Below are 18,843 nucleotides of genomic sequence, written 5' to 3'. Positions count from 1 at the left end.
GCTGCTGGTTATTCCCGATGTGAGAGGAAGCTAGAGGTTGTGTCCATGCCGAGGATGACACTTCCTGACAGCTGTTAGGAGGCGTTGCCTCAAATTTGTGACCGGTTTCCCTTTATTCCATGGATGGTCATTTTTTTGCTCGAGCGTTACCTCATAGTCGATTTTCAAGGAAAAGGATGCACGATGAACCCTCCTCCTATTCACGGTGAGACGACCCACTTCAGCCAGACACCAACGCTGGAGATCGTCTACGCCGCAGATGATCACTACGTTGTGCCACTAGTTGCAGCAATCTCGGCACTGGTTGAATCCCAGAAGTCCGAACCGTACGAAATGCGCGTGACAGTACTTGCCAACCAAATGTCGCCGAGCAACGTCGAGCTGATAGAGAACCTGCGGACTCTGGGCCTAAGCTCGGAGAACCTGCGTGTCCTCGATATATCCGACCGGATACCTGAAGGGCTGCCTTCTCGGTCTCCTCACAACACATACATTTCCCAGACGGCGTACGCCCGCTTCCTAGCGCCGCAGCTCGCGCAGGGGTCTTCTGATCGCATCCTTTATCTAGACGCTGACACGCTTGTGAAAGGCTCTCTCGAACCCCTGCTGACGCTTCCGCTGGGAGGTCGGCCAGCTGCCGCCGTATGCGATCGGATCATCGAGACGGTCTCCCATCCACAGGGATTACCGAATTGGCGGGACCTTGGATTAGCCCCAGACGCTCCCTATTTCAACTCTGGCGTTTTGCTGATGGACTGTCAGCTCTGGCGGGATGAACAGATAGCAGAACGGTTGTATGCCTACTGCTTTGGTCGCGGCGACGATCTTGAGCTGTTCGATCAGGAAGCGCTGAACGCTGTTCTTGGACGAGAGATTGTCGCTCTCGACCCTGAATACAACATGTTCACAAACCACCTCTGCAATGAAACGGTGCCTGGAGAGGCACCCCTGCAGCGCGATCCTTTGAGCCCGGAAGATATTGCATCCGCACGCATCGTTCACTACATCGGACACCTCAAGCCATGGAAGCCCGGTGACACCGCTTCGATTGAGACCGACATGTTCTTTGAGGCACTGGATCGGACTTCATTGTCCGGATGGCGCCCAACAAATGTTGTCACTAGCAGCGCCGGACATGAGTGACACCCACCGGCTCGGCGGTAAGCGGGCAACCTTAGACAGAGTGAGTGTTGTAGTGCCTTGCTTCAATGAGGAGGCTGTCATTAAGTTGTTTCACCAACGCTTGATTGCAGTCCTGAGTTCTCACTTTGGATTGGGCTACGAAGTCATCTATGTCGACGACGGGAGCAAGGATTCCACCTGGATGATCCTTCGTTCCTTGGCGCTGAATGATGAACGTATCCGAGTCGTGCGCTTGTCGCGAAACTTCGGCCACCAGAACGCATTGATTGCTGGACTGTCCCATGCCGTCGGCAACCCGGTCATAAGCATCGACAGCGACCTGCAAGATCCTCCCGAACTGATCCCGGCTCTCGTGGACGAGTGGCAAAAGGGCAGCAAAGTTGTTAGCGCCCAGAGGAATGAACGTCAGGGGGAGACCTGGTTCAAGAGGTCAAGCGCCGCCTTGTATTACCGCCTCCTGAACCAGATCTCGAACGTCCCGATCACCGTGGACTGCGGTGACTTCAGGCTCATGGACGCTGAGGTGGTCTCCGAGTTGTATGGGGCGGCTGAGGCGGACCCATACATCCGGGGGCTCATCGGCTGGCTGGGGTTCCAGGAGTGCGTGATCAGGTATGACCGGGACCGTCGGGCATCGGGAAGCACGAAATACACGCTCTTCCGTATGTTGGCCTTGGCGAAACAAGGACTCATGAATTCATCCTCGCTTGCGCCCAAGGTACCCGGGCTATTTGCGATCGTTGCCGTGGTGGGTTTTTGCGCTGCTCTGGCAACGAAATCAAAAACAGTTGCCGGCTTTTGGGGGACGGTCTTCGCTAATTCTGTTCTCTTTTCCGTGCTGGGCCAGTATATGGAATCGATACTCCGGCTCTCCGGTAATAAGCCCGCCTTCGTTGTATCGGAGGTATTCAGCGTTTCAAATACCCTGCTCGCGCCCATTGGAGTGGGAGCTCAGACAGAACTAGGAGATTCGGTATGACTGAAATTCATGTGCCACGAGACTTACAGGCGCGACCAATCATCATCGGCGCCGGCGCTACCGGTCTCAGCGCTGCCTACCAGATGGCAAAGATGAATCTGAATCCGATCGTCTTTGAAGCGACTCCAACGGTGGGCGGTCTGGCTGGCGATTTCGATCTCGCCGAGGGAAAAGTCGAGAAGTTCTATCACCACTGGTTCGGCTCGGACAACGAAGTATTCGACCTGGTGCGTGAACTAGGCCTCGGAGATTCAATCGTGCGACGTGCCACTTCAACAGGCATGTACTACTCGAACCAGATTTTCAAGCTCTCGAGCCCTCTAGACCTGCTCCGTTACTCACCCCTGAAGCCGTTCGATCGTCTCCGGCTGGGCCTAATGTCTCTGGAAGCACGCAGAGTGAAAGATTGGCGGGGCATTGAACACCTCACGGCGAAGGAATGGCTGATCAATCTCGGCGGCCAGCGGGTCTACGACCAAGTCTGGGAACCCCTTTTGAAGGGCAAGTTTGGCAGTTTTGCCGATCAAGTGGGAGCTTCCTGGATGTGGACGAAGCTTCATCTTCGAGGCGGAAGCAGAGGGAAAAACCAGAAGGAGGAGCTCTTCTACCTCGTCGGCGGGTCCGGCAACTTCATGGAGACACTGGCCCGGTCCGCTTCAGGTCTCGGAGCCGAGATCCGGACAGGCGCTGCAGTTGATCAGATAGTCGTCGAGAGCGGAAAAGCCGTAGGAGTCATTTCTCAGGGGACCTTCCATGCTGCGAGTTCGGTGCTCACGACCGTCGCTCCCGGGCTGGTGGCCGGGATGCTTCGTGACAACGACGACGAACCCATCCTTGCCAAGCAGGTCCGAGAACTGAACGAAGTGCAGTACCTCGCTAACGTTTGCGTTACCCTGCTGGTCACCGAGTCACTCTCGAGTACCTATTGGTTGAATGTTGCAGATCCCGAATTTCCCTACGTGGGCGTCATCGAACACACAAATATGTACGAGGATCCGAAGTGGGGATCGACGAAGATCGTCTATCTTTCAAAATATCTTCCCGTCGATGACCCCATGTACACCATGAGCGACCAAGACCTTATTAACTTCAGCATTCCTCACTTGCAGAAGATGTTCCCTCATTTCAGCGCCGACAAGATCGTGGGTTCCCACGTTTGGCGCGCAGAACATGCACAGCCGATCATCACGCCGAACTACTCAAGGATCAAACCCGCGCAGATATCCTCCGTCACGAACCTTTTCATGGCCTCAATGGCGCACATTTTTCCCGAGGACAGGGGAGTCAACTACGCCCTGAAGCAGGGGAGAGAACTCGGTCACCTCGTCGGTGAGCGCCTGTTAGTCTCTGACGATCTGGCGGGAGCTCAGTATGTCTGAGCTTGTATCTTCTAACCAGGTTCCAACAATGGAACAAGACGAAGTGCTGCGTCTCTGGGCCGAACACATCAGCAAGGGTCAAACAACGCTTATAGGTGCCTTTGGATTCGGAAATGACCGAGCGCACTCAGCTCAAGGGGCGTGGATCACCCTCAGCAGTGGGCGCCGGATACTGGATTTCACCGGGGGTATCGGGGTCCTGAACCACGGCCACAACCATCCGAAGATTTTGAACGCGCGCATCGACTACCAGCGCAGAAACCGCATGGAAGTTCATAAGAACTTCTTCTCGCCTTATGCTGCCGCGCTGGCAAAAAACTGGTCAGATCTGATGCCTGAAGATTTGGAGGTCTCCTATTTCCCGAGTTCAGGCGCAGAAGCGGTAGAGGGCGCCGTGAAGTTGGCTTATAAATACCATGCAGGGCGGCGTGGGACGATCCTGAGGAGCAACATCGCGTTCCATGGCAAGTTGCTCGGGGCCGGAGGGCTCACGGCTTCGCCGGAGCTGAACTTCAGCTTTCCGACCATACCCGGCATCGACGAATTCATGTTCGGTGACCTGGAGTCGGTCAAGCGGGCCGTTGCTCGTCATGACCACCAGGACGGATCCTCTGATGTTTATGCCATCATTATCGAGCCTTTCAGCGCTTCTACCCTTCGTGCGTGTTCGGAGGAATTCCTTAGGGGATTGATGCAGCTGTGCCGCTCGCTGAACATCGTCTTGATCTTCGACGAGGTGTATACCGGTTGGGGAAAAACAGGTAGCCTCTTCTACTTCATGCGGCACGAGGGTCTTGTGCCGGATATTGTGACGACTTCCAAATCCTTCGGCGGAGGTAAGTCCTCAATTTCCGGATTCATCTCCCGACGGAAGATTTTCGAAGGCGCATACCGAACCTCCGCTGATGCAACGTTGCACAGCACGACGTATTTCGGATTCGGCGAGGAAGCTGCCACTGCCCTTGCTGCCATGGAGATAGCGGTTGATGAACGCTTTGCAGAACGTGCGCTGGATCTCGGCGCGGCTCTTCAACAGGGTTTGGAACATCTTTGCGCCACATACCCCGACTTCTTCATAGAGCATCGCGGAGCCGGCGCCCTCAGAGGTGTTCGGGTGGCCCCGGCTGGGGAAGCGTTCTTCAAGATGCTCGCAGTTTTGCCAGGTCCCTGGCATGCCGATGCGCAGTTTGCACAAAAGCTGGCCGTCGGAGCGGTGATCTCGCGCCTGTATGACGAGCATGGAATCCTGACATATTTTGCTTCCAACGAGCCGATCCTGCTCATCGCATCTCCACCGTTGATTTGCGAGGTGTCAGACGTAGAAGCATTTCTGGTTGCGCTCGAGGAATGTGCACAGTACGGACTGCCCAAAATGGTGTCCGATTTCTGTCTGAAAGCCATTAAGAGGTGAGGGCCTCAAGATTGACGAACGCCCTAGCAGAACGCGCCATTCGGCTCCATCTGGCGGACAGTCTAGGAGGACTCCCACAAGTCGAATTGGAAAGGATCAGAAGAGAGTTTCTGGGACAGCTCTCCAGTTTCCAGTATCCCTATCGGATAGCTTTCACCGCTCTTTTGCTTCTCCCTCCAAGTGTGCGCAGCGAACGGAGGCACGCTCAGTTACCGGTAGCAGGAGATCTGATCCGAACCATCCCGCTAGGAGGAACGGCCATAAACGTACTGCGCAGCCTTCTGACGGTCATCGCGCTTGACGGACACGTCAGGGCGTAATGACCAAGAAACGGAGAGGTAGCCTCATGGGTGACGTAATTGAATGTGAATCGCTTGTAATCGGTTCTGGCGCAGGCGGAGGGGTAGCCGCTGAGGCTCTCGCTTTAGCCGGTGAACGTCCGGTGGTGCTGGAAGAAGGACCGCGTTTTGAGGTTGAGGACATCGTCCGGCTGACCAGCTCGGAAGCCCTTCAAACACTCTATCGGCGGGCTGGTCTTCAACCTGTCTTCGGAACTCCCAAGGTAGTTTACGGAGAAGGCCGTTGCGTCGGAGGAAGCACGGTAGTCAATGGTGGACTGCTTTGGTTTCCCAGCGATTGGCGAACACAAAGATGGGAGGAGTCCAGGGGCCCAGATCTTCCCTCACACCAAACACTCACGAAACATGCCACAACGATCGCGTCCAATCTATCCATGCGGGTCCAGGGAGACGAAGGCGGAAATCTCGACTCGAGGCTGATGAGGGCCGGAGCACTTGAGCTCGGCCTGAGGTGGCAGCATCCGCAGCGCGTGGTCACCAACTGCGTGCACGCGAACAGGTGCACCATGGGCTGCCCTACTGGCGCCAAACGCACCGTACTCGATACCTATCTCCCCAACGCCGAAAGACTCGGGGCACTGGTTGTCGCCAACGCAAGAGCCAACAAGCTCGTGACAAAAAATGGACGAGTTGTAGAAGTCCAGGCGACAGTCAACGGGCGGCAGACGGCCTACAAGCCCTCCAAAGTGATCTTGGCAGCCGGCGCCATCGGTAGCCCCGAACTGCTGCTCCGAAGCGGAATTTGGCCAGGACACCATCGACCCAAGATGTCCTGGCACGCAAACATTCGGTTTATAGCCCGATTCGCCGACGAAGTATTCGCTGAAGACGGAACTATTTTCACGACACAAATAAATGAATACGAAAAACAGGGAATTTACCTCATGCCCGCGAATTCGTCGCCCGGTATCCTGGCTGGATTCCTCCAGGTACATGGACCGAAAGCCGTGCGAGAGTATCTCGCAGCCCCTGAGAAATACGCGGTGTTCACAGCTCAAGTGGAGATGCAAGGAAAAATTAGCATCAGCACCGTGCCGACACTGGGTAGGCTGATGACCCATGCGCTCACTGCGGCGGACGAAATAGCGCTGCGCTTTGCCTCGGAACGAATGACCTCGGTGCTTTTCGCAAGCGGAGCTGATCGCATATACCCCCCAGTTAACGGTCACGGGCCCCTTACCAAAATGCATGAGGCAGCAGACTTTGCAAAAACAAAACCTATCGATGAATGGCAGCTACTGAGCGTTCACGGCATGGCATCGTGCCCAATGGGCGACCCGTACCGCGGGGGAATCGTCGATCGTGGAGGCCGCATACCAACAGTTGATAACCTCCATATTGTCGACGCCAGCGTACTTCCTGGAGCATCCGGGATCAGCCCCCAAGGCTCAATAATGGCGTTTGCGCACACAATAATGGGTGACGTACTTGAGTAGAAAAAGACTTCGAACCAGCTATCCACAAGTGGAGTTTTCTACAGTTTGACGTTACCTCATTTTGGCCGGCAGGGCCGCTCAATGCGCTAAGGAAGGTGAGGGTCCATTGGAGACTCAAGTCAACCAACCATGGCGGCTCGATGCGCAGCCAAGCAGCTTCGGAGTCAAGGCAAGACTCTGAAGGACCCGGCAGGCACCCTGACGTCTTTCATCCCGGACTCGAACGCTCAATTGAAGAAAAACAACTACCGTTCAGCCGCCAGCCGGGGGAGTCCCGAAGGCCAGTTCTGAACGCCGTTTGAGATGCGTCTTTTGGCAGGGCAGGGCTCGCCGCGGCCGCGGCCAACAACCGCCACGGCGGGAGGCCGGGGGTAGAGGACCGCTGCGCGGAAAAGTAGCGCTAAGCATCAAAAATAGCCAAAGTTGGAGCGGCTTTCCCTTACCGCGATGGGAATTCGTAGGGCGACGAGAGCTGCCCCGGTTCCCATCCACTGAGAGTCTCCTTCAAGAAGAAACAGGATGGTCGCAATAGACAAGGACGACGGTGACGGCGCGCTGCCGGATACGGCGTTTTGATCTAGCTTCGGTAGGGTGAAACAAGGCGGTTACCCGGTTTAACGAGAACCGGTAAGCCGGGATGCTTTCGAGGACGTGCCGAAGCGGCAGTCAAAATTTGGGGGATGCGCGAATGTCACTGCTCGACGCCGAAGATACGCACGCACCGTCTGCCGGGCCCTCTCGTGAGGCCGTGCCGGACCCCAGCCCGGACCGGACCGGCCGGAGGTGGGGCTGGACGGGCCGCCGGTCGTGGCGCCTCCCGGCCTTGCTTCCGCTCGCGACCCGGCTGACTGCGCCGTTGGCCCTTGCCGGGGTGGTGGCCCTGGTGGCCATCTGGCTCGGCGTCTGGTCAAAGCAGGGTCTTGACTTCAGCGTCTATTGGCACGGCGGCAAGATCCTCAATGAGGCTGGCCCGGAGTCGGACCTCTACGGATCCTCCGTTGCCTGGGCCGGCGGGCCGGGATTGCCGTTCACCTACCCGCCGTTCGCCGCGTTGCTCTTCAGCCTGCTGGCCCTGCTGCCGGAGAAGTTCGCCCTGAACCTCTTCAACGCCGCGGGTGCCGTCGTGGCGGTCTGGGTTGCCGTGCGCGCAGTCCGCTACTGGACCGCCAAGTCGGACTGGCGCAGCACGTTCCGCTCCACGGGCACCCGCTGGGCTGCCCTCCTGCTGGTCCTGGCCGTGCTGAACCTGGGCCCGTGGCGCGAGACCCTGGCGTTCGGCCAGATCAACATCCTGCTGATGGGCCTGATAGCCGGGGACCTGCTGGCCCGGAACCCGCGCTGGACCCGGGGCGTGCCCGGCAGCGGCTTCCTGGTCGGCGTCGCGGCCGGCATCAAGCTCACACCTCTGGTCTTCGGACTCTACTTCCTGATGCGCAAGGACTGGCGCGGACTGCTGAACATGGCGGCCGGCTTCGTCTCCACCGTGCTGATCGGGTTCCTGCTGCGCCCCGCCGAATCCCTGCAGTTTTGGCTGGAAATCCTGCCGGACACCTCCCGGATCGGCGGCGCCGGCTACGTGGACAACCTGTCCATCAAAGGCACGCTGCTGCACTTCGGCGTCCCCGAGACCGCCACCGCCCCCTGGCTGGTGTTGAGCCTGCTCGTGGTGGCGCTGGCCGCCGTGATCATCAAGACCGCCGGCGACCAGGGCGCCCGGGTGGTCGCCATCTCGACGACGGCGCTCACCATGCTGCTGATCAGCCCGGTCTCCTGGTCGCATCACTGGGTCTGGGTCGCCGCCGTGCTGCCCGCCTTCGCCTGGACCCTGCGCGAGACGCCGGAACGCTACCGGATCACGCGCTTGCTCATGGGCGGGGTGCTCGGCATCTCCGTGCTGGTGTTCCTGTTCTCCCCCAAGACCATCGGTGCCGCCTTGGGCGCGGAGAACCTGGACATCCAGACGCCTGGGCTCTGGATCATGGCCTCGAGCGCCGGCGTCTTCTGCGCCCTGGCCATCCTGGTGTGCTGGCTGGTGGTGCTGCGGCGCGGGTCCCTGGCACCCGCCTTCCACCTCCACAGGGACAGCACCTCGGACAAGGCAGCGCCGGCCAAAATATAGAGGTCCCGCGGCAGGGCGCCAGGCTGATCCGCATAGTCTCGCTAACCATTCGGCGCCGCCGGCGCCGCAGTCCCGGCCCAGCGCAGGACTGCCCTCGTGACCGACGTCGGCCGGCTAACTGAAATCGGTGCGCTTCTTCACCCCCATCCTTCGCGACCGGGGACTGTTCCGGAACGCTTCCGCGGGCAGGACGCCGCGCGGGCATTTTGGCCTCGCGCGGCCCGCGAATGTTTGGAGTCGGTGGGCTAGCAAGACCAGCTAGGAAGGGCAAGCACTTCAGCCATCAGGAGGAGCCCGGTGACGCTGGCGGACGATCTCGAACCGGCCGTATTGCGGGAGGTCTTCGGCCAATAGCAGTCCCTCAACAAGAGTACGTCCGCGATTGGCTGACCTCTTCGGAGTTTGGCTGGGACAGGCCCTCGGACACGCCGTCGCCAGTGCTTACGGCCGAAGCTGTGGAGCGCACCAGGGTCCTATGCGTGGGAGGCTTTTGAGAAGCTCAGGGAACGTGCTTTCGCTAGCGGCCTGTTGATGTTGGGCAGGGTTTAGTTTCTGATGGCTGTGGCGGGATTTTGGCGGCTGGCTACCCATGCGGGGTAGAGGGAGCTGATGAGTCCAGCGCAGATTGCGGCACTTAAGCCGATGAGGGGGAGGCTGCTGGCCAGGACGGGGGTCCATCCTTGTGCGGTGGCGCCCAGGAGTGTTCCGGCGATGCCTAGGGCGACGCCGATGGCGCCGCCCATCGATGAGATTAGGAGGCCTTCGATGATGAAGAGACGTCCGATGAATCCCCTGCTGGCTCCGATGGCTCGGAGGAGTGCGATTTCTGATGTTCGAGATTGGACTGTGAGGTACATGACGGTGGCTGCGCTGGCGGCGGTCAGGGCGAGGAGCACTGATGAGAGAATTCCAACGAATATGCCGAGGTCATTGGATACCCCGTACCTGAGTGTGTCCAGATCGGCAACGGTTTGTGTCTTGATGCTCCCCGGGCTTGCGGGGTTGAGGGTGATGGGCACGGCGCGCGCGACGGCGGCGGGGAATCCCATGTCGGTTCGTATGATGATGGATAGCTGAACGTCAGCGTGGTTGACCAATGGCCCTGGGCTAACGACGACGGAGTTTTCGAGCTGTTCAAAGCGGTCGTTTACCTGAAATGTGCCTACCACCGGCACGCGTGCCCCGTCTATCCAGATGGCGTATCCGGGGCTTAGGGCTGTTTCGTCCTGAACCGGCAGCCCCAGCGCTGTTGCAGCGTTTTTTGAGATCAGTGCGACGGGTCCCACGGAGGGATCGTCCAGTAACTGGGCGCTGGTGGCGGGTGTGATTTTGGTGGTTGCGAGGTCCATTAGGGATCTCGAGGCGCTGGCAAGTCCTATGGCTTGACGCGGTTCTTGGCCTGTGGGGTGCAACCGGGAAATCCAGGTGTCCGAGGGGTCGACCGTGGCAAGGAATCCGGCGCCGGCAACATGGGGAAGGTCGTTGAGTTTTTGCAGGTCCTGGCTAAGCAGCTCACTGGCCGGGTTGAGGAGACTTGCCGGATTATCGAGGTCCACGCGGACTTCATCGAGGGCGGCAGCGGTCAGGCGGCTGCTGATTTGGGCTGATGCGGTTTCGCTGAGTCCAGCCGAGGTCACGAGCCCGCCGATGCCGAGCGCGAACGCCACCATCAGCAACAGAGTGCGGACTCCGCGTGTTGAAAGTGCCGATACTGCCGCGAGAACGTCATCGATCAGGCAGCGCCAGGGGCCTAAGCGTCCGGGTTTTTGATCGAAAGCGGTGTGATTTCCTTGTCGGGCTATCGGTGCTGTTGGCCCGTCAACGGTGGTAGCGGCGTCCTGGACAATTCTTCCGTCCAGGACGCTTATCCGACGAGTGGCTGCGGCGGCAACGTCCATGTCGTGGGTGATGATCACCACTGTTGCGCCTGACCGGTGGAGCGCGAGAAGGTGTTCAACGACTTTTTGGCTGTTTTCTGAATCGAGATTCCCTGTTGGTTCATCGGCAAGGATCAGCGCCGGTGAGGTTGCAATCGCACGAGCTATGGCGACGCGCTGCCGTTCACCTCCTGAGAGCAGCTTTGCCCGTGCCATTGTTTTTGCTTCCAGTCCAAGCTGTGCGAGGGCGTCGGCGGCGAGCTGGGCACGTTCCCGGATGGGGACCCGTTGGACCCGCAGCCCCATCGCGGTGTTGGAGAGGACAGATTCGTCTCCCAGCACGTGTGAGGATTGAAAAATGAACCCGAAAGCTGCCGAGCGGAGGTGATTGAGCTCCTTCTCGTTCATGGCACCTGAGTCCAGGCCCAGAACGTGGTACTCGCCTCCGGTAGGAGTATCCAGTAATCCGAGGATGTTCAGGAGGGTGGATTTTCCGGATCCCGAAGGGCCAACGATGGCAACGAACTCTCCGGGATAGATGTCAATAGAGATCCCGTCAAGGGTGGGGGCGTTGTTCCCGGCATAACGCCGGGAAACTTTCTTCAACGACAACAGTGGTGAGTCCGCATCCGGGTGCCGGACATCCTCAGCGGCTCGGTCAAGCAGGGTCATCGCTAGGACACCTTAACCTGATCCCCCGGGTGCAGGTCGGCGCTGATCGCGGCGAAGCCTCCACCGGTCCGCAGGACTTTGACGTCAATTCGCTCCTCCAGGGTCGCAGGGGCCGGTGAGGAACTACCGGAATCTGTGGTTTCAGCGCTTCCCCGCCTGATGACATAGTGTCCACTGGCGTCCTCGCGTACAGCGATCAACGGAACGGAGAGGGACGCCTCGACATGACCGACAGTGACAATGGTCGCGGCCTGGCCGACCGGCAGGGCCAGATCTCCGCCCTCGGCGGGAGCCAGCGAGATGGCCTTTCCCGGCTTGATTCCTTCTTTTGCTGCTTGAAAGGCCCCGATGGTTGCCACGGTTGCCAGGAACTCCTTGGAATCCAGCCGGACGGTGAGTTTCTGGCCGGTTTGAAGAAGGTCGGCCTGTGCTACTTCGGCAATGAACTCCACGTAGCTGGGAGTCGCGCGTACCGTGAGGAGTGGGGTGTCAGCATTGAGTTCGGCCCCTACCAGCGCGGAAGTGGCAACCACTCCACCCCCGGCCGGCATCAAAAGAAGCTGCCGGAACGGAATATATGGGCTCTTGGCCGTGGACGCTGCCTGCCCAGCCTTCGCCGCGGCCCCGCCGGTCCTGGCGTCCGGTCCGTCGGCTGCGGAACCTTGGGGTGCAGCAGGGAGTTCGGGCAAGGCAAAGCCCGCTGTGGTAAAGAGATGCTTCACAGCATTCATCGTGAGATGGTCCACGACGCTGCTCAGCTCGACAAGATAACCGAGGCTCGCGAGTGCCGTTTGCAGAGCCAGGACATCATCCCCCTCGTCTTTAAGGGAAACATCGCGGTACAGGGGCAGCGGGCCCGGCAGGAAAAAATATGGCCGGCCGGACACCACACCCGCGAGGGTGCCCGCTTCCACACGGGCCCCAACTGCCAACGTTTGCCGCACGACAACATTTGGCCCGGTATCGGAGGTCACCACAACACTGACGTCTGTTCCCGGCTGAACCCGGCCGGTAAACGTCACCCGGTCATCGACAGCTTTGGTCTCAACCGCTGACCAAACATCGATGGCCTGCTGCGCAGATTGAATAGCATCTCGCGTAGGCCTCTCAATGAAACGCCCGGCAAGAAAAGCTGCCGCCAGAAGCGACAACACAATCACGGTGACAACGGCCACGCGCAGGGGATAGGCGACCCGCCGGAACCGGAATTTCTGATCATTGCTGTCCAACGATCCGGACTCCATTTTACTGATGGGTCGCAAGATACTTTTCTGCCTTCGCAACATATTCCAGATTCTTGGACTTTTGTTCGTTCAGCATTGCCTGTTTCCCTTTAATCAAGGGAACCTGGTAACCGGCCTCAATGTCGCCCAACTTCTGGGTAAGAGCCGTCTCTTCGTTACACGTCGCCTCCTTCACAGCAATGCGGATCTCCTCCTCCTTCTCCGCCGGTGACGGATTGTTCGGATCCGCCATGCTGCGAGTGAGGTCCCTTGTCTGCTGGCTGGACCATGCGTCCTCTTCGGGAGGGGCTATCAGCCCGACGTTCTTCAAGCACTGCCACCACTCGTCACGATGCGCTTTCCACTGCGGGTCCTTCTCAGCCAACTTGTGGGCTTCTATCTTGACCTGAAAGGTTGCTGGACGAGCGGCGATCTCATCCGGGGGAGTGAAGGGTTCAACTTCACTTGCGAGGGATCCTATGCACGAGCTCCTGGCTTCGACCCATGCGGGATCCAGCTCACGGTAGACGCCCGGGGGTTCCTCCGACGCGGCAGGCGCTTCATCTGCAGGAACTGACCCGAACCCGTACAGCCTGGCCCGCTCGACGTTCCACAGCCCGTAGTCGCGATCCTCGCTGAGTAGAGACTCAGGGGGGTTGGCATCGATGACCCCGAGTTTAGCCATACAGTTGGCGAAGGCGAGTTCACGGGCCCGGGAAATCGTAGCCCATCCGGCATCCGATATGTCGTATTCATCCAAAGGCATGATGATCGTGGAAGCCACTCGGTCTAACCTGGCGCGGCCCACCTCGTCCGACTCTTCGTTGCCGCCGACGCCACAGCCGGCAATCCACACAGTTGCCAGCGCAAGCGTTAACGCAGTCACGCGTTGGGAAATATTCAAAAGTCAAACCCATTTCTGTATTACTAATCGTCGCAAGCCACAGCGCCCTGGCGACCTGCGGAACATGTTCCTGAGTGAATCTCCGAAAGTCGCCGCTGGTAGGAACCGATACGTTCCTACCAGCGGCGACTATACGGCTAGCTACCAGCGTTGGTAGCTACTGATGTCGTCATCCCAGTTGTAACCCGGCTTCTGCCCGACACTCCTGAGGTCGTTGAAGTCAGCAGACGAAGTGAAGTGGAGGCCGAGCTTGTAGTCGTACTCAAAGAAGCGAACGTTATATCCGTAGTTCCGCACCGAGGTTGCTTGGTCGTCAATCCATCCCAGCGTGTATGGTGCGTTGTCGGCGCCGTACACTCCTCCCGTGTAGTTGACATCAGTATGAAGAACCGTTGCGTTTGCTCCGGGAGCAACAGTCAAAGTCAAGCCGGCGACGGCGACAAGACCCAACAGGGCCTTGGTAATTTTGTTCATGATTTCCCCGATATCTAGTCAGTGTGGATGAGCTGCATTCGACGAACGGCTGTTCGGAGAAGTGCTGCCTCACACAGACGGTAGCGGCCGCTCGGAAAAAAAACAATACGGTTGGCCGGTTTATCTGTAATCCAGTAAACCGTTCGCCCGGTATGATTCTGGCATGCGTGTCTTGGGGGACAAATTGGCAGGTTCATTTTCGGAGCAGGATCAACTACCGAGTGGCTGCTTCAGTGCTCCGATCGCGCGCGAGCTCGTCCACCGTCGGGCGATCGCGGAGGTCTTCCTGACCGGAATCCATTCCCCCGGCAACAGGACCTTCACGATCTGGGCACAATGGCCGCGATGGCATGTCTTTTATGGTTCCCAGCGTGACTGTTTTGACTCCGCGCTGGTCGTGGAAACTCTCCGCCAACTGACGGTCCTGGTAGCGCACACCCAGTTGGGAGTACCGCTGGACATGCAGTTCCTGATGCCGGAGATGTCCGTCTCCATGACTCCCGGCGCCACACAGGACCCGTTGCATCCTGCCGACGTGACCGCTGAAGTCCATGTTTCCGAGGTCAGGAGAACGGGCCAGGGAATCTCAGCCTTCCGCACCACTGCCGTCTTCTTCGTGAACGGGCACAAGATCGCTGAGGGAACAGCCAGAGCACGGATCGTTGATCCTGAAGCTTACAACCGGATCCGGTCCCGCCACCGGATCACCGAGGGTCACCAGGAAGTCCCGCCAGTCTCAGCGGACAGGGTTGGGCACACATCCGCCTGGAACGTGGTTCTGGGCGAGAGCGACGCCTCGGGCTGGTGGCCTTTGCGCGTCGATATTTCCAACCCGATCCTCTTCGATCATCCACTGGACCATGTCCCAGGCGTGCTGCTCATCGAAGCCGTACGGCAGGCACTGCGTCTGGCGGTAAAGGATCCGGGACTGGACTTCGCGACTCTTGAAGCACAGTTCACGTCCATTGCCGAGTTCACAGACGAAGCCAAGGTCGTGCTGGAAGCCCTGACGAACGGAGCGGAATCGACGACGGCAGTGGCAAGCATCCAAGCTAACGGAAAAGTTCTGATGCGTGCAGTCACCGGGACTACGCCGATGAAGCCGCCTTTACGCCGAGCGGACCAGCACTTTCAGTGGAAACCAGCCCGGACAGTGCCCGCGGGTCCTCGTGAGAATCTTCATCCGTGATCCCGGGCAGCAGGATGACCCACATCTCCTCAATCCGCTGCATGACGTCAGTCCTGCCTGTGAGCACCTCAGAGACCATCTGCACGCCTGTGAAGGAGGCCACGATGTAGCGGGCGAGAGCCGCCGGATCCACGGAGGACCGTACCTGCTTTTCCTTCTTGGCCCGATCGATCAGCTGCTCCATAGCAGCGATCCAATCCTCGTAGGGCCCTTGAACGGGGTGGCCGAATGTGGTCGCTTCCAGAGTGAGCCGGATGCCTGCCCTGACGACCGGCTCGTGGACGAGATTGAGTCCGAACGCGCGGCACATGAGGATCATGGTCGGCAGGGCAGGACGGTGCTCGGCCAAGATGCCTTCGCTCTCGGCCACGACGATCCGGTGCTGCTCCTCGATGACCGCTCTTGCCAGCTCTTCCTTGGACTGGAAGTGAAAGTACAGTGCACCCTTTGTCACCCCGGCCGCATCGGATACCTGAGTCAGACTGGCACTGCCATAACCGTGCTCCTCAAAGACTGCTGCCGCCCCGGCAATGATCGCCTCACGCGTTGCTATTGCACGATCCTGAAGGACCATAAATGAACCTCAACTCTGGTAATACGGCATGATTCCGGGATCTCGCTCACTCGCCGCCCGCAGCAAGCCGGCACGATGGCCGACGAAGGTCCTGCTGCTCGGAGCCACCGGTTTCATCGGAAGCCGGATACTCCAGGCGCTCCAGGCACGTGACGACAACCTTGTTTCGATCCTAGCAAGACGGTCAACCGGCCTGGTTTCTGAAGCTCTCCCCGGGTTTCATCTCGGGGACGTGACGGACAAGGAATCGGTTTCCCGTGCCGTTAGCCGCGCGGATGTCGTGATCAACGCTTCCTCATACGTCGGCAGCGAGCAGAGTCTTGCCAGACAGGTCAATCAGGAAGGAACCATGTCGGTCATCCGTGCCTGCGAAGATTCGCATGTCCGAAGGCTGATTCAGATCAGCACGACTGCTGTTTATGGTTCCGGTCCCCACAGGGCATTGTTGCCCTGGGAGGCACCATACCGTCCTGATTCTGCTGCCAGCCGAAGCCGGGCAGCAGCAGACAGGGCAGTGCTCTCCGCCGGCGGTATCGTCATCAGGCCCAACCTCATCCACGGGATCGGAGACCGCTGGTTCATCCCAGGTGCTGTGGATATGTTCAGGGCCCTCGGCACAGACATAGAAAACGGCAGGGCGAGGCTCTCGATGATTGATGTCGTGGACCTCGGCAGGCTCGTGGCTTCCCTCGCTGTAACCGCCTTTCCCGTGGCCGGGGCCTTCCACGCGACCGACCCGGTCCCGGTCACCCTGGCACGTCTTCTTGGGACCATCAGTCGGCACGTAAGGCCTCTTGATCTCGCAGGAAGCTCCTCGCTTGAAGAGGCCGTCCGCACTCTGGAACCGGCCGGATTCCGGCCTCATCAGGTACACATGCTCGGCATGGACCACCATTACGAAGCGCAGGACCTGTGGAACCTTAGCGGGCTGCAACCGAGTGGCTTTCACCTCACACCTGAGACTGCTGCCTGGTACAGGGCCGAAATGTCCGTTCGCCTTTCTGGCATGGTCGTCGTTCGTCCGTCGTGAAAACGTTCGTTCGTTTTACATGTTTGGGTACTGTCATTTTCCGAAGTCGTCTGCACCGAATATCCGAAGCCCTCTGCACTGCTCGTCCGTGATCGTGCTGAGTTCATTGATCTTCATAACGCGTTCGACCTGGGTGAAGAGCCGGTCGATGAGGCGGAAGTTGCCCCGGGTAATCCGCATATCGGGCACCCGGTACGCTTCGATGGACATCCATTGGGCGCGAGAAGGGGAAGCTCCGTGAACCCTTTTGCGGGTACCGGGCAATACATAGTGTGAGCACAGACAGCGACATCATCAGGCGGTCCCGGGACAGCCCCGCAGCTTTCGGGAGTTGTACGACAGACACGCGTCAATCATTTACAGGTATGCCGCCAGGCGCGCCGGGGACTTCGTGGCAGACGACGTCACATCGGAGACTTTCCTGGTCGCGTTCGAGCGGCTGGAAACCTTTGACCATGCCAGAGAAGATGCGCGGCCCTGGCTTTTTGGCATCGCGAACAACCTCCTGCGCCGGCACCATCGGGCCGAGGCCCGGACGCTTAAAACGCTGGCAAAGTCCGCCTCCCGGGAAGCGACAGAAGACAATGCCGACCGTATTGCCGCGCAGATCGACGCTGTGGCCGCAACAAGCCGCATTGCCCTCAACCTGAAAAGCATGCCCGCCATCGACCGGGAGACCCTGTTGCTCTATGCCTGGGCTGACCTGACGTACGAAGGCATCGCCGATGCGCTGGACGTCCCGGTAGGGACCATCCGCTCCCGCCTGAACCGCGCACGCAAGACGCTGCGCGACGCCCTGCGCCTGGAACAACTTGAAGAAACGGAGAACGATCATGGACGAATTGCAGCTGCTGCGCGAAATGCGTAGCGAGGTCGGCTCAGCGCCCCAAAGCACACTGGCACGGGGCCGCACCAAACTCATGGCCAGGATCGATTCGGCTTCCCGTCCCGGGGCAACGACCAGTACGCGCCCCCCGGCCACGGTGATCCCGATCCGCTTCCGGCGCCGTGTCCTGATCGCTTCGGCAGCGGCGGCTCTGCTCGTGGGCGGAATCGTAGTGGCAGACGTTGTCAGGCCCAGTGGTCCGGGAGCAACCGCCGAGGCAGCCGAAGTGTTGAACTCCGCCGCAGCCGCAACCATCACCACGTCCGACCCGCTCGTCGGACCTGGCCAATACCTGAAGATAGATACCACGGCCGTCTACGCCACGGGCGTCCTATTGGGGGACGACCCTGGAGGAGACCGCCGTACGGTGGAGTGGCTGGACAAGTCCTCCGACCATCTCTACATCCCCGCCGACCAGACAGCCGAATGGATCTGGAACCGCGAAGCCCGCATCCCAACGACGTTCTTCAGCGAGGAAGCCAAGGCAGAGGCGACCAAATACCAACAGTCCCATGCGGGCGAACCCAGCAGGGCGGGAGAACTGCTGCGGGCACCGGGGGGGAACTTCTACGGAGAACAGCGGCTGCTATTCGCCGGCATGCCCCTGGACGAGGGCGTGAAGAACCTGCCCCGCGACCCCCAGGCCCTCCTGGACATAATTCGTCAGCGAGGCAAGCAAGGCAGGCCGGAAGCCGAAACGCTAGAAGCCATCGCGGCCGCCCTGGGGACCGGAGTCGTCCCGGCAGACCTCCGCGCTGCACTGTACAAAGCGGCCGCGCTCATTCCCGGAGTCACCGTCGTAGACAGGCAAGCGAACCTTGACGGCAAGGTAGGCACAGCGATCGGGATCGAGCGTCCGGACAGAGAAACCCGGATGGACATCATTATTGATCCCGCCACCGGGCTGCTGATCGGAGAACGTGAGGTGACGCTGACAGCCGGCAAAACCTTCCCAGCCGGAACAGCGATCGAGTGGACCTCAGTACAGACCTCAGTGGTCAAATCAGCGCCATAACCATCCAAGCAACCGCGGGAAAAGGGCCGAGGCGGCCGACCACTCTTTGGGTGGCCGGCCGTCTCTCGCTATTCCTCTAACGGGATCGCAAAACCGCCACTCTAAGCTGCGATCAAACCGCCATTCTCGGTTAACAGTCACAGGTAGCGGCTGGCCGAAGTGGCGTCTCAGAA

Annotated in this window: 16 protein-coding genes and 1 pseudogene; 11 read left to right on the top strand and 6 right to left on the bottom strand. The window is 59.4% G+C overall.

What is annotated here, in order from left to right; all coding sequences use genetic code 11:
• Window positions 1-123: 123 nt before the first annotated feature.
• The 7 genes and pseudogenes from ACQCSU_RS21660 to ACQCSU_RS21630 all read left to right on the top strand — a co-directional run.
• Window positions 124-1,143, top strand: coding sequence for a glycosyltransferase family 8 protein (locus ACQCSU_RS21660; RefSeq protein WP_426979998.1), 1,020 nt, complete (start codon window positions 124-126; stop codon window positions 1,141-1,143).
• Window positions 1,136-2,122 carry a glycosyltransferase family 2 protein gene (locus ACQCSU_RS21655; protein WP_426979997.1) on the top strand — a complete coding sequence of 329 codons (987 nt, stop codon included), beginning with the start codon at window positions 1,136-1,138 and terminating at the stop codon, window positions 2,120-2,122. The genes ACQCSU_RS21660 and ACQCSU_RS21655 overlap by 8 nt, the downstream gene beginning before the upstream one ends.
• The gene (locus ACQCSU_RS21650; RefSeq protein ID WP_426979996.1) at window positions 2,119-3,501 is read left to right on the top strand and encodes an NAD(P)/FAD-dependent oxidoreductase; all 1,383 of its coding nucleotides are present in this window, start codon (window positions 2,119-2,121) and stop codon (window positions 3,499-3,501) included. Before ACQCSU_RS21655 ends, ACQCSU_RS21650 begins: the two co-directional genes overlap by 4 nt.
• A 28-nt stretch (window positions 3,502-3,529) precedes the next feature.
• Window positions 3,530-4,912: an aspartate aminotransferase family protein gene (locus tag ACQCSU_RS21645; protein WP_426979995.1), complete on the top strand. Its 1,383-nt coding sequence runs from the start codon at window positions 3,530-3,532 to the stop codon at window positions 4,910-4,912.
• A gap of 346 nt (window positions 4,913-5,258) precedes the next feature.
• Complete coding sequence (locus tag ACQCSU_RS21640; RefSeq protein ID WP_426979994.1) at window positions 5,259-6,707, top strand: GMC family oxidoreductase N-terminal domain-containing protein; 1,449 nt, start codon at window positions 5,259-5,261, stop codon at window positions 6,705-6,707.
• A 688-nt stretch (window positions 6,708-7,395) separates the two neighbouring features.
• Entirely contained in the window at window positions 7,396-8,826 is a 1,431-nt protein-coding gene (locus ACQCSU_RS21635; protein WP_426979993.1) for a glycosyltransferase 87 family protein, read from the top strand.
• A 365-nt stretch (window positions 8,827-9,191) separates the two neighbouring features.
• Window positions 9,192-9,375, top strand: a pseudogene (locus ACQCSU_RS21630) (hypothetical protein); the annotation flags it as partial.
• On the opposite strand, the gene ACQCSU_RS21625 reads toward ACQCSU_RS21630, so the two are convergent.
• From ACQCSU_RS21625 to ACQCSU_RS21610, 4 genes are all read right to left on the bottom strand, one after another.
• Window positions 9,372-11,375: an ATP-binding cassette domain-containing protein gene (locus ACQCSU_RS21625; protein ID WP_426979992.1), complete on the bottom strand. Its 2,004-nt coding sequence runs from the start codon at window positions 11,373-11,375 to the stop codon at window positions 9,372-9,374. The pseudogene ACQCSU_RS21630 and the gene ACQCSU_RS21625 overlap by 4 nt on opposite strands.
• Window positions 11,376-11,377: 2 nt before the next feature.
• Entirely contained in the window at window positions 11,378-12,661 is a 1,284-nt protein-coding gene (locus tag ACQCSU_RS21620) for a hypothetical protein (RefSeq protein ID WP_426979991.1), read from the bottom strand.
• A complete protein-coding gene (locus tag ACQCSU_RS21615; protein ID WP_426979990.1) occupies window positions 12,621-13,484 on the bottom strand; it encodes a hypothetical protein in 864 nt (287 codons plus the stop codon). Before ACQCSU_RS21615 ends, ACQCSU_RS21620 begins: the two co-directional genes overlap by 41 nt.
• 159 nt (window positions 13,485-13,643) lie before the next feature.
• Complete coding sequence (locus ACQCSU_RS21610; protein ID WP_426979989.1) at window positions 13,644-13,976, bottom strand: hypothetical protein; 333 nt, start codon at window positions 13,974-13,976, stop codon at window positions 13,644-13,646.
• A gap of 163 nt (window positions 13,977-14,139) precedes the next feature.
• Here ACQCSU_RS21610 and ACQCSU_RS21605 point away from each other — a divergent pair, with 163 nt between their 5' ends.
• On the top strand, window positions 14,140-15,165 hold the full coding sequence (locus ACQCSU_RS21605) for a ScbA/BarX family gamma-butyrolactone biosynthesis protein (protein WP_426979988.1): 1,026 nt from the start codon (window positions 14,140-14,142) through the stop codon (window positions 15,163-15,165).
• Here the strand turns inward: ACQCSU_RS21605 and ACQCSU_RS21600 are convergent.
• The gene (locus tag ACQCSU_RS21600; protein WP_426979987.1) at window positions 15,065-15,739 is read right to left on the bottom strand and encodes a ScbR family autoregulator-binding transcription factor; all 675 of its coding nucleotides are present in this window, start codon (window positions 15,737-15,739) and stop codon (window positions 15,065-15,067) included. The genes ACQCSU_RS21605 and ACQCSU_RS21600 overlap by 101 nt on opposite strands.
• A 28-nt stretch (window positions 15,740-15,767) precedes the next feature.
• On the opposite strand from ACQCSU_RS21600, the gene ACQCSU_RS21595 reads away from it, so the two are divergent.
• Complete coding sequence (locus ACQCSU_RS21595; RefSeq protein ID WP_426979986.1) at window positions 15,768-16,769, top strand: NAD-dependent epimerase/dehydratase family protein; 1,002 nt, start codon at window positions 15,768-15,770, stop codon at window positions 16,767-16,769.
• A gap of 33 nt (window positions 16,770-16,802) precedes the next feature.
• On the opposite strand, the gene ACQCSU_RS21590 is transcribed toward ACQCSU_RS21595, so the two are convergent.
• Window positions 16,803-16,979, bottom strand: coding sequence for a hypothetical protein (locus tag ACQCSU_RS21590; RefSeq protein WP_426980034.1), 177 nt, complete (start codon window positions 16,977-16,979; stop codon window positions 16,803-16,805).
• A gap of 121 nt (window positions 16,980-17,100) precedes the next feature.
• On the opposite strand from ACQCSU_RS21590, the gene ACQCSU_RS21585 reads away from it, so the two are divergent.
• Together ACQCSU_RS21585 and ACQCSU_RS21580 are read left to right on the top strand one after the other, a co-directional pair.
• Window positions 17,101-17,637 carry an RNA polymerase sigma factor gene (locus ACQCSU_RS21585; RefSeq protein WP_426979985.1) on the top strand — a complete coding sequence of 179 codons (537 nt, stop codon included), beginning with the start codon at window positions 17,101-17,103 and terminating at the stop codon, window positions 17,635-17,637.
• Complete coding sequence (locus tag ACQCSU_RS21580; protein WP_426979984.1) at window positions 17,603-18,670, top strand: CU044_5270 family protein; 1,068 nt, start codon at window positions 17,603-17,605, stop codon at window positions 18,668-18,670. The genes ACQCSU_RS21585 and ACQCSU_RS21580 overlap by 35 nt, the downstream gene beginning before the upstream one ends.
• The last annotated feature ends 173 nt before the right edge of the window (window positions 18,671-18,843 follow it).

Source organism: Pseudarthrobacter sp. O4 (genome assembly GCF_050157025.1).
Lineage (GTDB): Bacteria > Actinomycetota > Actinomycetes > Actinomycetales > Micrococcaceae > Arthrobacter.
Note: the sequence above shows the minus strand (reverse complement) of the source record. Positions and strands in the feature narration are given on the sequence as shown.

What these genes read in the sequence shown, in the direction of transcription:
- ACQCSU_RS21660 (WP_426979998.1), top strand. Translation starts at nt 124, where the DNA reads ATGGTCATTTTTTTGCTCGAGCGTTACCTCATAGTCGATTTTCAAGGA.
- ACQCSU_RS21655 (WP_426979997.1), top strand. Translation starts at nt 1,136, where the DNA reads ATGAGTGACACCCACCGGCTCGGCGGTAAGCGGGCAACCTTAGACAGA.
- ACQCSU_RS21650 (WP_426979996.1), top strand. Translation starts at nt 2,119, where the DNA reads ATGACTGAAATTCATGTGCCACGAGACTTACAGGCGCGACCAATCATC.
- ACQCSU_RS21645 (WP_426979995.1), top strand. Translation starts at nt 3,530, where the DNA reads ATGGAACAAGACGAAGTGCTGCGTCTCTGGGCCGAACACATCAGCAAG.
- ACQCSU_RS21640 (WP_426979994.1), top strand. Translation starts at nt 5,259, where the DNA reads ATGGGTGACGTAATTGAATGTGAATCGCTTGTAATCGGTTCTGGCGCA.
- ACQCSU_RS21635 (WP_426979993.1), top strand. Translation starts at nt 7,396, where the DNA reads ATGTCACTGCTCGACGCCGAAGATACGCACGCACCGTCTGCCGGGCCC.
- ACQCSU_RS21625 (WP_426979992.1), bottom strand. Translation starts at nt 11,375, where the DNA reads ATGACCCTGCTTGACCGAGCCGCTGAGGATGTCCGGCACCCGGATGCG.
- ACQCSU_RS21620 (WP_426979991.1), bottom strand. Translation starts at nt 12,661, where the DNA reads ATGTTGCGAAGGCAGAAAAGTATCTTGCGACCCATCAGTAAAATGGAG.
- ACQCSU_RS21610 (WP_426979989.1), bottom strand. Translation starts at nt 13,976, where the DNA reads ATGAACAAAATTACCAAGGCCCTGTTGGGTCTTGTCGCCGTCGCCGGC.
- ACQCSU_RS21605 (WP_426979988.1), top strand. Translation starts at nt 14,140, where the DNA reads ATGCGTGTCTTGGGGGACAAATTGGCAGGTTCATTTTCGGAGCAGGAT.
- ACQCSU_RS21600 (WP_426979987.1), bottom strand. Translation starts at nt 15,739, where the DNA reads ATGGTCCTTCAGGATCGTGCAATAGCAACGCGTGAGGCGATCATTGCC.
- ACQCSU_RS21595 (WP_426979986.1), top strand. Translation starts at nt 15,768, where the DNA reads ATGATTCCGGGATCTCGCTCACTCGCCGCCCGCAGCAAGCCGGCACGA.
- ACQCSU_RS21590 (WP_426980034.1), bottom strand. Translation starts at nt 16,979, where the DNA reads ATGTCCATCGAAGCGTACCGGGTGCCCGATATGCGGATTACCCGGGGC.
- ACQCSU_RS21580 (WP_426979984.1), top strand. Translation starts at nt 17,603, where the DNA reads ATGGACGAATTGCAGCTGCTGCGCGAAATGCGTAGCGAGGTCGGCTCA.